The organism is Sphingomonas adhaesiva, assembly GCF_036946305.1.
GTDB lineage: Bacteria > Pseudomonadota > Alphaproteobacteria > Sphingomonadales > Sphingomonadaceae > Sphingomonas > Sphingomonas adhaesiva_B.
In genome coordinates, this window is record NZ_JAQIJJ010000004.1 from 532,445 (window position 1) to 544,787 (window position 12,343).

Here is a 12,343-nt window from a genome sequence, read left to right on the forward strand (position 1 = left end):
CCACGCCGCATCTAGGCGAAAACGGATTACCGCGCGCCATCAGGTGCGCTGGTCACCCGATTGGGGCAGTGCGCCCAGCGATCAGGGCTTGCGCCTCTGCCGATCCGGCAGCGGTGGTGATCTTGCCCGCCTGGATATCGTCGGCGATCGCCAGCAGGCGGGCGCTGATCACGGTGCCGGTTTCCGCTTCCTCCGGGATGGCGATACCGCCCTTGGTGTCCGCTACCCGGGTCCATGCGGCCCGCACCGCTGCCCAATAGTCCTTGGTCTTCGCCCAGTAATCGTTGGCGGCCTTCACGTCATAGCCGTCGAACCGCTCATAGGTGTTGAGAACCGATTCCTGCACGATCGGCACGGGCTTGCCGTCCTTCAGCGCCATCTTGGTATTGTCCTGCCAGTGAATCCAGCCGGTCGGCGTCGGCTGGTGGCGGTTGATCGAATAATAGCGGTCATAGACCGGATGGCGCACGGCATCGCGGCGGGCGAGCGGCCGCCAGGTCCAGTTCGACCGCCAGCGGCGGACACCGGCCTGCGTCTCGAACTGGCCCCAGCCGGCATAGCGTGGGCTGTCGTCGACCTGATAGACGGTCTGCGACCAGCGCCCGGCACGCATGCGCTCGGGCACCGCCTCCCACACCCATTTGCCTTGGCCCGAATAAACCAGCACTCGGGTCGGCTGATAGTCCCAGTCCTGTCGCCAATGCTTGATGACATGGGATTTGCCGTCATGCTCGACGACCAGCAGGTGCTGGAGTGCAATGTGATCGGGCGTGTCCTCGATCACGCGCACCACCTCGTTCCCACCGGAAACCTTGCGCTCCAGCGGCGTATAGCCCGCCACCCAGGGGGTCGTCTCCTGCATGTCGAAGCGCACCCTGTAGTTGCCCGCCATCGCCAGGATCTCGGCGCGGTCGGCGGCTTTGGCCGCCAGCGCCTCGGCGGCGGTCTGCTTGACCGGGCCATCGGCCAGCGCGGGGACGGGCAGCAGCGCGAGCGCCGCGACGATCAGCATCGAGGGATTCTTCATGATGTCTGTCCTCTCAGAAGCGGAAGGTGAGCGAGGCGCTGGCGTTGCGGCCCGGCTGGGTGAAGGCGACCGGGGGGACATCGGCCGCGCCGGCGGGCAAGGGTCGCGGCACCGACAGGCCGCGCACGTCGGACCACCAGGCGTAGGTGGCGTTGGTCAGGTTGAAGACGCCTGCGCGCAACGTCAGCGTGTCGGTCAGCCGGGCGAAGACGGTGGCGTCGAGGATGGTGAAGGCGTCGGGCCGGAAGCAGGTGCTGGAGCACAGGCCGGTCGTGTCCTGCGCGGCCTTGCGCGCGCTGTGCGTCATGATGAGCTGTCCGCCGAAGCGGCCGGCTCCCGGCTCGCGCCAGCCCACGCCCATCACCAGCTTGAGCGGATCGACCGTCGACAACGGCGTGGTCATTCCGTCGGGCGCGATCTGGTCGCCCTCGGCATAGGAGATGGCGATCTGTCCGGTCAGGCCGTTACCCGCGCGCGCATCCAGTCGCGCCTCGGCACCCTTCACCTTGGCGCGGTCCAGATTGATGAACTGGTACACGGCCGGATTGGTCGGGGTGAAGGCGCCGCTCACCACCTCCTGGCTGATGAAGTCGCGATAATCGGCGCGGAAGACGCTGGCCGATAGGTCGACCGCCGTGCTGTTCAGGCGCAGGCCCGCCTCGATCGCCTCGCTGGTTTCGGGTCGCAAATTCGGGTTGGGGGCCGAGGTGTAGCCGAAGGCGAGGTTCGAGAAGAACTGGTTGATCTGCCCCGGCTCGGGCGCGCGGAAGCCACGGGCATAGCTGGCGAACAGCCGCACCGTCGGGGCGAGCGCCAGCACCGCGCCGATGCGCGGGCTGACCCGGTCGGCGGATTGGCCCGCGCCGGTGAATTGCGGCAGCAACGGATCCTTGTCCGGCGACAGGCGGTACCAGTCATAGCGCAGCGCGGGGTGCAGGGTCAGCGGGCCGATGCCGATCTCGTCGCCGACGAACGCGCCCGCCAGCGTGAAGTCGGTGCTCGGAAAGGCGCGGGTCGGGAAGGTCTCGCCCGCCGGCGGCACCGTGCCGTCGCGCACGCCCCGCTGGCGTAGGACGCTGATATCGGCCCCCGTCACCAGCCGATGGGTGATCCCGCCCGTGGCGAAGCCCAGCCGCACCTCGCCCGAGCCGCCATAGACCCGGTTCTCCAGCGTGTTCAGCCGGGTACGGTCGGCCAGCGTGCGGCGATCCTCGGCGCTGAACTGGCGGTTCTCGGCGTCCTGGACATAGACCGCCGCCCGCGCGAACTGGACTAAACCGATGCCGTCATAGGTCCAGTCGAGCCCGCCGCGCCAACGCTTGCCGGTATCGCGCGCCTGCAATCCCGCCACACTGGCGTTGATGCCGGTCAGCACGTCGGTCGCCACCCGGTTGTCGAGATATTCGCCGGTGGCGCGCAGGCGGTGGCCGGGCGCGACATCCCAGACCAGCTTGCCCATCAACGCGTTGGCCTGTCCGTCCTGCGGATTGGGCGCGGTGCGGGTGACGCCGGTGCCTTCGACATCACCCTTGTTCTTCAACTCGGAAAAGTCTCGGCGGGTATAGGCCAGCATCGCCGACACCGCGCCCGTTTGCCCTGCCACCACCGCCGACTGGGTGAACTCGTCGTCGGCCGAATTATACTGGGTCCGCAGCGATCCGCCGAAGGACTTGCTCCCCAGAATGTCGGCCGGATCGCTGGTCGTGAAGCTGACCGCGCCTGCCAGCCCGTCGCTGCCGTACAGCGCCGAGGCGGGTCCGCGCAGGAACTCGACCGACTTGATGAGGCCGATGTCGACATAGTCACCGCGCCCGACATCCTGCGCGCCGAAACTGAAGCCATAGGGTACACGTACTCCGTCGACCTGTATCAGCACACGGTTGCCGCCGATGCCACGCACGACGAAGCCTTCATTGCCCGCGCGCCCCGTCGACCCCATCGCCGCACCGAACCGGGTCGGCGCGCGCCGCACGCTGATGCCGGGTTCGAAGCGGACCATATCCTTGATGTCGGTGGCCAGTTCGTCGGCGATCTCGTCTGCGTCCTTGACCGAGACGGTGACCGGCGCGTCCTGCGCCTCGATCGGCGCACGTGTCGCGGTCACGACGATATCGCGCTGCTCGACCGGCTCGTCGCCCCCACTCGCCGGATCTCCAAGCGCTGCCAGCGCCGCCAGCGTTCGAAACATGACCCACCCCATTTTAGCTATCGACTATCAGTCGCAATAAAGAGGCGACTACAGGTCGGCAACTAGGATCTGCGAATGCGTCGCATTACTTTATCTGTCTGGTTCAGTAGTGGGCTCGATCAGGGTCGCGCGTGGGACCAGATATCGAACCGCCGGCACGGGTGCGGCGAACAGCGGGAGCGCCCGCCAGTCGAACAGCCGCTCCCTGAGCCAATCAGGTTGCAGCCATTCGTCCGTCACGTGCCGGCCGACCAGCAGGAACAACCAGGCGGCGACGACGTCGTCCTCGGAGGGGTCACCCTCGGTGTGATAGGCACACTGTTGAGACAGGTAGCCGGTGATCGCCCAACGCCGCTCCGCCCAGTGCCACCAGATCCGGCAGCGTTCGTCGTCCAGGAGGATGTCGTAATCGTGGTCGATCAGCCGCGACAGGTCCGGGTCGGGCATGTCCGCGCCAGTCTGGGCGACGATGCGCGCATAGGCGCGGTCGGCCCATTGCCAGATTTTCTCGTCGGCATCGCGAGGCGTGTCCCGCATCATCCGGACGTGCATCGAGAGGTTGGTGAAGCGTTGCCGCGCCTCCTTCGCCCAGAAGGCGAATTTCGGGTCGCGCGCGATCATTTCCTCATAGCTGGCATAGCGCGGCATGGAATCATCCTCCCACTCGAATTCCGTCCCGTCGCCAACGGGAAGGTCGAGCGGGCAGTGGAAGGGGAAGGCCCGGACCGCATCCCAATACGGGCGCGGGATCGGCCGACCGGATTTTTCGAAATCGGCCGGCGGCAAGACGAACCCCGTCGTCAGCGCGCCAGGGACGCTGTCGGTCTCCTCAGCCATCGGGAGTGCCGGTGCATCGTCATGCTCAACCAACCCCTCGTCACGCGCTCGCATGAATGCAGCATGGAAAAGCGCGGGCGCCGGCATGGCGGCCTTGCGCTCGCGGGTGAGCGCCCCCTTGATCCTCGCCGGCAGATCCGTCGCCAGTTCTTCCGCTGGTGATCTGCCCTTCTTCTCCGACCGCTCGACATACTGCCGCTGCTGCTCCAGCTGCGCCAGACGCAGCAGTTTGCCCAGGGTCGCGGGCAGCTCCGATGCCAACTCGTTACGCAGCCGATAGATCGCCGGTTGAGCGTCCTTGAGCGCGCTCGCGGTCGTGCTCGTGCCCCAGGGCTGGCGCACGGCCTTGCGATCGCCCCGCTGGATCAGCGCATCAATCTCGGCCTCCAGCCGATCGCCGTGCTCCTCGCACGCGGCGACCAGCGCCTTCAGGAGCGTGTCGGGCGCAAATCGCCAAAGGGGCGCGTCGTCATCGAGCATTCGGGTCCTCGCGTCGTCGCCATCGCCATGACGGCCAGTGCCGCGAGTGTAGGCAAGGATCGTAAACCGAACCTTGCCATTCACGTCCGCGAGTGTCTCTAACTCTGCTATCGGCGGATGGCGTTCCCGCCAAGGGTTATTCGGCAAGGATTTTTCCACGATCCTTGCCAAACCTCAATTCGCATTTCCCCTAAAACTCGGATTGAGCCGATTTCTGACCCCATTATTCGGGAATACAGCCCCGAACGATTCAAGTTGCGCAAGACCTTTGCCGGGTATGCGGCACACCCGATAAAGGGAAAGCTCTGGCGAGCGGTCGCTTTGCGATAATCACCGTCGTCATCGACGGTGGCGGCAATAAGCCGTAAATCTTCCCGGTTCATCCTATAAACCGTGGAGACACATGTCATGCACAATTTCTATTGTGTATCGATAGTATCCGGTGGACACTATCGACCATGACATCGCAGCTCGCCTTCAACTTCGAACCCCCGGCCGAGATGAACTCGCACGAAGCTGCCCGCGCACGGGCCGCCATCGGGCGATACCGCTCGCGAATGTCCGATGACGATATCACCGGGCGCGAAACCGACGTCATGGGCCTGCAGCGACGTCGGACGATCGACGAACCGAAACGTCAGGTCGCGGCTGAGCGGCCGGCTCGTCAGTCGCGCGGTCTGCCGCCGGCACGCTTTCATAGGCCCCGCCCGCCGGTCGGCAGACCGTGCACCCCGGACGGGCGGCAAGCGTTCCACTTCAAGCTGACGAAGGTCACCAAGGGGGTGGATGGGGCATGCCGCACCAATGACGGTGAGGCCGCCGATCCCGTCGGCCACATCGGTTATGTGACGCGCGAAGACGCCGTCGCGCTCGCCGTCCCGGTCGAGGTCCATGACGCCGTCGCGCATGTCGGCTATGTGGCACGCGATGAAGCCCTCGCGCGCGAGGGTGATGGCGCGGCGATGATCGAAAGCAACATCCCGGGCGATGCCGGTGCCTTCTTCGCCACCGTGCTCGCCCATGAGGACAGCGGCCATCCCGACGGCATCTGCCTGGCCGAGCGGTTCGATCCGCAAATGCTCCACGTCATGATGGAAACGCCCGACATCCCGCCAGCGCTCAAGACCGCCCTCGAGCGGATCATGGCCGATCCGGAGGCGCATCGGGTCGAGAAGGCGGGGCGAACGGACGGGGGCTCGAAGAGCCGGACGCACCCCTTCCAGGTGGACGCCGACATCGCCGGTTGCGCCGGCTGGTTGAAAGAGCATGATCCCGATAGACGGGTCCACCTCCGCGAGGGCCGCGGCGGCATCGTCCAGCGCCGGATCACCGGCGAGTTGTCGGCGGATCTCGATCTCGACGGATGCCGCAGGGTCATGAAGGCAATGGGGAGCGAATTGGCTCGCCGAGACCTGCGCTATTATATCGCGCTGCACGCGCCGACCGCCGCGAACAACGAGCGCAACTGGCATTTCCATCTGCTCTACTACGACCGTCCGTGCGAGCGGATCGACGGCCAATGGGATTTCGCCATCGTGGAGGAGAAGCGAACCGCATCGCGCAATCGCCGGCGGAGCTATCCGCATCGCCAGAAAAAGTGCGCCGAGGTCCGTCACAAGGACTGGCCCATGTACATGCGGACGCGCTTCGCCGACGCGGTGAACGCGGAGCTGGAGGCGATCGGATCGCCGCGGCGCTACGATCCGCGTTCCTATGCGGATATGGGAATTGAGGCCGAGCCGCAGCAGCACCTCGCTCCTCGGCTCGCGTTTATTGCGGCATGTGGCGCCGCGCCCGAAAAGGATGTCGAAAACGCCCACAAGGGCTGGTGGGCGCGAATGGTCGCGTGGCTCAAGCGACACGACGAGATCGAGAAGGCCGACGAAGAACGGGTCGCCGATCTGCGCCGGACAAGCGTCGAAGGGCCGGAGGATGGCGCTTTCCTCGCGGACCTCGCGCGCGAATTGGCGCGGCGGCGCGCGGAAGCGCGCACCGCCGATGTGATCCTCTCGATCCTGCATCCCATGGCCCGCAGCAATGCCGAACAGACCGCCGAGAAGATGCGCGGCTATGCCGACGACCTGGCCGACAAGCTGCGGGCGAAGGGCAAGGACCCCGAGGGGCACCCCCGGTACGAGGCGCTCGTACAACGCGAGCGGGACGCGCACGCCTATCTTGACGACCTCGAAAAGGCAGTCGCGCCCGACGTCGCATTCGCAAAGTCGCTGGCAGACCATGCCCAGATCGGTCGCGACCAGATCGAGTGGGGATTCCAGATGATGCAAAAGACCGCGATCTGGCGGCGCGAAGACGCCGGGATCGAACACCCGATGATGCCCACGCCTTCGAAGGAAACCGGCCAGCGCCAGACGGTGGAAGATACCGTGCCCCCGCTGACCGTGACGGCTGAGCCGGCATCGGCCCCGGCGCCCTCGGCCAAGGAGGAGGTTGCAGCGAAGGCCCTGGCCAGCGCCGAGGTCGACGACTGGCTGGCGCGGATCCGGACCCGCCGTCGCCGTATCACGCGCCGCGATGGTCGAACCGAGCCTTACAAAATCGATGATCTGGACCGCCGGATGCTCGACTTGGCATCAGCGGAGCAGGTGAAGGAGCTCGACCTGATCCGCGACCGGCAGAACCGGCTGATCGGACGAATGGTCGAGGCCGTAAAGGCGGAGCCCGGCATCCTCACCATCCCCGCAGACCCCAGCGGCAAATGGACGCTCGCGCACCGCGAGCGCGATCTCCAGGACGGGCTGCGCTGTTACATCGCCGATCCCGACGTGCAGGGTCGGCTGCGCAACGCCCGGGACGAGGGCCTGGAGCTGCAGGCGGCGACGCGGCAGGCACGGCCGCAGGTTCACCGCGCGATCGACGAGATTTCCCGCGCGAATATCCCGGTCCACCGGCAGGACGACAGCATCGTCCTTCGCGATACCGATGCGGCTCGGCTGGGTGTCACCCCCGGGGCATTGCAGTCGAAAGACGCGCAGCGCCGGCTGGAGGGCATCCGTCAGTCGCAGGAGAAGCGGACCGCGCCGGTCGCCCGGCCGCCCGCGACCGAAGCTCCACGTCCACCGATCGAGCCTACGACGTCGCCCGCACCATCGCCAACGCCCGCCGTGTCGACGGCGCCGAAGACCGAGCGTCCCGCAGCGGCGGACATGAAAGATATCGCCCCGGTCGTGCCGCCCGTCGCAGCCCACCCGCTGGTCCTCAGTTGGCGGGAGGCGCATGACGCCAACCTACGGCCCGGCAGCGCCATCACGGTCGGCGAACGCAACCGGCGCGCGGCGGTGGCCCTGGCCGACAAGGTCGCGGCGGCCGAACTGGCCCGGCTGGCCCCGGCGATGTTGGCGGAAGCGACGATGCAGGCAGCCGCAAACCGGCGATATATGCAGCGCGCCGCCGGGCGAACGGGTCCGTCCCCCCATATCCGGTGAGGGGTGCGCGTCCATGACCGTGTCGCGCCAGCCACGCCTTCGCCCTTGGCGGACGGATTGACCATCCCGATATCACCGGCGCAGATGATCCGATCAATCGCGAGGGGATAGACCATGTCCATACCGCCCGTGGATACCGATCGCATCGACGAAGCCGTGCTGGCGCTGCTGTACCTGACCCTCCATCGCGATGGTGCCGGGGATCCGGCATGGCGCGCATGGAAGACATATGACTGGTCGGCGCTGGACCGGCTTCACGAGCAGGGACTGATCGCCGATCCGGTCAGCAAGGCGAAGTCGGTTGCGCTGACCGAGGAAGGTATCCAGCGCTGCAAGCAGGCATTCGACCGTCTGTTCGTCCGGCAGTCCTGATCATTGAGACCGACCCACGGCGAAGAACCTTGCGAAATCACAAGGATTGCCGGCACCGGTGGATGAAGGGCGAAACGCTTCGTCCATCCACCGGCCGTGGGCAATCGATCGAACCACGGCCAGCCGTGATCACATCGTGATGTACCACTTGCCATCGACGCGGCGGACCTTGTCGGTATCGGTCTGCGTCGATCCGTCGCCAAAGCGGGTGACGGTGGTCACCACGGCGTGATCGGCGTCGGTCTGATCGATCTTTCCGACCGTAACCGACGTGACCCCGCCCTTCGCCTTGGCCTTCTTGGCCTTGTCCTGGAGCATGGGCGTGATGAAGATGCCGGCGGAGGCCTTGATCTCAGGGTCAATCCGTTCGAGCGCCTCGGCGGTCTCACCGCGACCGGTCGCCTGCGTCGCCGCACGGACAGTATCTCCTGGGCCTTGGCCGCAGGCGGTTAGCGCCAGAAGGGCGGCTGCTGCGACAAGCGGACGGATGTGCATCGTGGGGGTCGCTCCCATCCGGCGCTTCACAGCGTCGGCTTCTTGGCGCGAGCGGCGATGAAGGCGTCGGCGGCCTGCTCGACCAGCCGGCCAGGTTGCTGGCGCGATCCATCTGGCTGCGCGATCTCCACGGTGCCGCCCCGTGGGCCGATATTCGCCGCAGCCCGGAACCCATTCCCGGCGGCGCCCCAGCGCGCCGCGAATGTGTCACCCGCCTGCTCTTCGCGGGGTTTGCCCCATTTCTCGACCAGCATCCGGCGCCATTCTGCTGCCCCCGCACCCTGCGGCGCGAGGTACACAATCGACGAAATTCGCGCGCCATCGGGCCAGACCAAGGTTTTCAGCATGTAACGCCCACCCGCGTCATCAGTCAGCGTCGCCTCGCCGAGAACACCGCGCTTGGTCGGCACGCCAGCGGCACCGCCGCGCATGTTGATGGCGCTGCGCACCTGCGTCTCGAAATCGACGTAGCGCATCACGGTCTTGGTGGTCAGGTGGCGGGCCGAAGCGATCGCCTCGGCCTCCGCCTCACTCATGCCGAGACGAAAGCCACCCAGGTCATAGGTCGCCGGATCGCTCGCTACGGTGCGATCCACAGCCTTGGTCAGCCCGACAATCACCGGCGTCGCGGGCAAGGTGATTGATGGCTGCTTGGGCCCGCTGCCCAGCAGGCTTGGGACCTTATCCAACAGCCTGGTGATGGGTGCTCGCTGCGCAGTGGCGGGCACGGCGGCCAGCCCGATGACGAGCGCGATGGTCAAACGCATGAGTGTCTCTCCCTGTGATATCGGTCGGATCAGAAGCCGGATTGCCAGCCGACGAGCGCGGCGACGGAGCCGTTGGTGACGTCGTGCATGACACCGAGGCGGAGCGGCATGGCGGTGCGACTGACGTACCCGGCGGTCAGCTGGACGCGGCGTTGCCCAGCGAGGCTGGCGCGGGTGACGCCGTACATCACCGAGCGCGTCGCAAGGTTGTAGCCCGTCCCGAGGGTCAGCTCCGCCGCGCCCGCCTCGTTGGCGAGCGGCTGCGCGATCCCCAGCGTCAGCAGGCCGCCGGGCACCGCGCCGGTCGCCTGCACGCCGATCCGGCTGCCGATGATCGGGGTCGCGCCGGTGACGAGCGAGGCGGCGTCGATCTTCAGCCGGGTGACGCCCAGCGAGCCGTATCCCTCCAGCGTCCAGCCATCGGTCACGCCGATCCGGTGGTGAACCTCGACCATCACCGTGCGGGCGCCGCGTCCCAGCCGCAGCGCACCGCTGCCGGTCGGCATCCCCATCAGCGTGCCGTCCTCGTCGATGAACGAGGCGCGTAAGGAGAGATCGCCACGGCTCCAGCCCAGCGTCATCGCCTGCGCGGCGCTACCGGCGGCGCGTCCCGCCGCCATGGTCAGCCCGAGCCGCCCGCCACCGACCGCCCGGTCAACGCCGAGGCTGGTGCCAGCTTGCGGGACATAGGCGAGCACGCCATCGGCGAAAGGCGCCAGCCCCATCACGTCCGCCTGGAGCATGTCGGCGCCGTTCCACGCCGCATGCACCCCGGTCGTCCCGTCGGTATAGCCGAAGGTCCCCGCCGTCGCCGCGGCACGGACCTGATCCTGTCCGGGGCCGATGCGAACACTTGTATAGCCCATGGTGCCGCTGAAGCCGCCAAACGACAGCCTCGCCTGCCGCCCCATCTGCTGGACGCGCCGTTCGATCCGGCGGTCAGCCATGACCTGCGGCTGGACAACGAGTGCAGAGATCGAGCCGGTAAAGTCGCGGCCAAAGGCGTCGAGCACCGTGACATGTGATAGCGCCGTCTGGATCCCGGTTGTGCTGACCGCAGTCGGCACCACCATCACCGATGTGGCGATGCTGGTCTGGGTGCTGCCGTTCGACAGCGTCGGATTGACCGGCGACAGCGCCGCCTGGAAGTCGACCAGCCCCATGCCGAACACCTCGTCCGGCCCCGGTGCACCGATGTCCTTGGCGGTCTTCAGGATGACGTCGCCCGCCTGCTGGCCGCTCAGCTGCGGCCATTTCGACAGGATGTCCGCGGCGAGAGCTGCAACGCTGGGCGAAGCCGAACTGGTGCCAGAGAACACGCCGACCGTGCCGTCCACCATGGTGGTGACGTTCGAGCCGACGGCCGTCACGGTGCGCTCCTTCATGGAGCCCGCCCTGTTGGAGTAGCTCTCGATCTGGTAGGAGTAGAGGCCCGGCAAAAGGGCGACCACGAACAGCACGGCGTTGCGGTTGTTGTCGTTGATCCACTGCGCATTGTAGGGATCGGCAGTTCCGAAGTTGCCGGCCGAGTTGACCAGCAGGCCACCCGTCGTCGCAAGCCGTTCCGTCGCCGCGGTCCAGCTGGGGCTGCCGCCGACCAGCGAGCTGCTGACGATCTTGATGCCCTTGTCCGCCGCGTAGCGGATCGCCTCGTCGGTGTGCGACAGGATCTCGCCCTGCGTCTTCTCGTCCCAGTCCGCGACCCGCAGCACGGCGATCGTTGCGGACGGGGCATAGCCGACGGTCGCGTTGCCGTTGACCCGGGCGGCGATGACGTTGGCGACCGCCGTGCCGTGGTCCGACGCGGTGCTGCCCAGTTCGTTGCGCTTGGTCCGCGTGCCATCGGCGGCCACGACATAGCCGAAGTCCCTGGACAGCGTCTGGTCGATGCGACCGTCCAGCTCGCCGTTCACGTTCATCACGCCGTCGTCGACCACGGCGACGGTCACGCCCTGACCGGTGTGCCCGCTATCCAGCGCGTAGAGGGCGTTCATGAACTCGTTGGCGCCGTAGTTGCGGCGGAACTCCGGCGTGTCGTTGACCGAGCGGATCGGCTGCTTGTCCGACGGGGTAATCACATATCCCGCTGGCGGCGGCACCGGCGCCGAATAGACCGGCGCGTCGGGGTTGGAGTCGGGGTTGGCGTGGGAGCCGGTGTCGGCGTGGGTGTAGGTGTAGGTGAAGGCGTCGGAGACGGCGTGGGCGTTGGGCTCGGCGTCGGCGTTGGTGACGGCGTTGGCGTCGGGCTCGGCGACGGTGTCGGACTTGGCGCAGGCGTCGGCGTTGGCGTTGGTGATGGACTAGGCGTCGGTGTCGAGCCGCTGGTCGGCGGTGGCGTCGCCACGCTGCCCGCACTGCTGATCCCGCCGCCGCCCCCGCAGGCGGCGATCGTCAACGCCAGCATGCTCACCGACGCTGCTCTGATCCCCCGTATCCCAACCATCATCATCCCCCGATGGGGATGCACGCCGGCCAGCCGGCGGCACCCCGTGAAATGGCGGGGTGCCGGCCCTCTGGAGACCGGATGTTCGAAACCTGCAGTAAAACAGGCGCGGGCGCCTTTAGCCGGGTGGCCTGGACATACGCGTCCGCCACCCGGTCACAAAGAGCTTTGCGACCGTTTGTTGGTCTTGCGACCGGCTTTTACTGCAGGGTTTCGACGCCCCGGTTCACGGACAAAATCCGCGAACCGCCTGAGGCTATAGGCCAATCCTTAACAGATTGCGACAGCCGG

At 66.9% G+C, this 12,343-nt stretch carries 8 protein-coding genes; 2 read left to right on the forward strand and 6 right to left on the reverse strand.

Annotated elements, in window-relative coordinates; translation table 11 throughout:
- Positions 1 to 52: 52 nt before the first annotated feature.
- The 3 genes from PGN14_RS08905 to PGN14_RS08915 form a co-directional block, all read right to left on the reverse strand.
- Positions 53 to 1,027 (reverse strand): DUF6607 family protein, encoded by a 975-nt coding sequence (locus tag PGN14_RS08905; protein ID WP_335299127.1) that lies wholly within the window; start codon positions 1,025 to 1,027, stop codon positions 53 to 55.
- Positions 1,028 to 1,040: 13 nt separating this feature from the next.
- Positions 1,041 to 3,215: a TonB-dependent hemoglobin/transferrin/lactoferrin family receptor gene (locus PGN14_RS08910; protein WP_335299128.1), complete on the reverse strand. Its 2,175-nt coding sequence runs from the start codon at positions 3,213 to 3,215 to the stop codon at positions 1,041 to 1,043.
- A 90-nt stretch (positions 3,216 to 3,305) separates the two neighbouring features.
- A complete protein-coding gene (locus PGN14_RS08915; RefSeq protein ID WP_335299129.1) occupies positions 3,306 to 4,532 on the reverse strand; it encodes a hypothetical protein in 1,227 nt (408 codons plus the stop codon).
- A 458-nt stretch (positions 4,533 to 4,990) separates the two neighbouring features.
- Here PGN14_RS08915 and PGN14_RS08920 point away from each other — a divergent pair, with 458 nt between their 5' ends.
- Together PGN14_RS08920 and PGN14_RS08925 are read left to right on the forward strand one after the other, a co-directional pair.
- Positions 4,991 to 7,975 carry a MobA/MobL family protein gene (locus PGN14_RS08920; RefSeq protein WP_335299130.1) on the forward strand — a complete coding sequence of 995 codons (2,985 nt, stop codon included), beginning with the start codon at positions 4,991 to 4,993 and terminating at the stop codon, positions 7,973 to 7,975.
- Positions 7,976 to 8,089: 114 nt separating this feature from the next.
- Positions 8,090 to 8,347 carry a DUF6429 family protein gene (locus PGN14_RS08925; RefSeq protein ID WP_335299131.1) on the forward strand — a complete coding sequence of 86 codons (258 nt, stop codon included), beginning with the start codon at positions 8,090 to 8,092 and terminating at the stop codon, positions 8,345 to 8,347.
- Positions 8,348 to 8,476: 129 nt separating this feature from the next.
- Here PGN14_RS08925 and PGN14_RS08930 read toward each other — a convergent pair whose 3' ends face one another.
- From PGN14_RS08930 to PGN14_RS08940, 3 genes are read right to left on the reverse strand one after another with little or no spacing between them, the layout of a single operon-like run.
- Positions 8,477 to 8,842 carry a DUF4878 domain-containing protein gene (locus PGN14_RS08930; RefSeq protein WP_335299132.1) on the reverse strand — a complete coding sequence of 122 codons (366 nt, stop codon included), beginning with the start codon at positions 8,840 to 8,842 and terminating at the stop codon, positions 8,477 to 8,479.
- 26 nt (positions 8,843 to 8,868) lie between these two features.
- Complete coding sequence (locus tag PGN14_RS08935; protein WP_335299133.1) at positions 8,869 to 9,609, reverse strand: hypothetical protein; 741 nt, start codon at positions 9,607 to 9,609, stop codon at positions 8,869 to 8,871.
- A 29-nt stretch (positions 9,610 to 9,638) separates the two neighbouring features.
- Positions 9,639 to 11,687 carry a S8 family serine peptidase gene (locus tag PGN14_RS08940; RefSeq protein WP_335299134.1) on the reverse strand — a complete coding sequence of 683 codons (2,049 nt, stop codon included), beginning with the start codon at positions 11,685 to 11,687 and terminating at the stop codon, positions 9,639 to 9,641.
- Positions 11,688 to 12,343: the final 656 nt, after the last annotated feature.

What these genes read in the sequence shown, in the direction of transcription:
- PGN14_RS08905 (WP_335299127.1), bottom strand. Translation starts at nt 1,027, where the DNA reads ATGAAGAATCCCTCGATGCTGATCGTCGCGGCGCTCGCGCTGCTGCCC.
- PGN14_RS08910 (WP_335299128.1), bottom strand. Translation starts at nt 3,215, where the DNA reads ATGTTTCGAACGCTGGCGGCGCTGGCAGCGCTTGGAGATCCGGCGAGT.
- PGN14_RS08915 (WP_335299129.1), bottom strand. Translation starts at nt 4,532, where the DNA reads ATGCTCGATGACGACGCGCCCCTTTGGCGATTTGCGCCCGACACGCTC.
- PGN14_RS08920 (WP_335299130.1), top strand. Translation starts at nt 4,991, where the DNA reads ATGACATCGCAGCTCGCCTTCAACTTCGAACCCCCGGCCGAGATGAAC.
- PGN14_RS08925 (WP_335299131.1), top strand. Translation starts at nt 8,090, where the DNA reads ATGTCCATACCGCCCGTGGATACCGATCGCATCGACGAAGCCGTGCTG.
- PGN14_RS08930 (WP_335299132.1), bottom strand. Translation starts at nt 8,842, where the DNA reads ATGCACATCCGTCCGCTTGTCGCAGCAGCCGCCCTTCTGGCGCTAACC.
- PGN14_RS08935 (WP_335299133.1), bottom strand. Translation starts at nt 9,609, where the DNA reads ATGCGTTTGACCATCGCGCTCGTCATCGGGCTGGCCGCCGTGCCCGCC.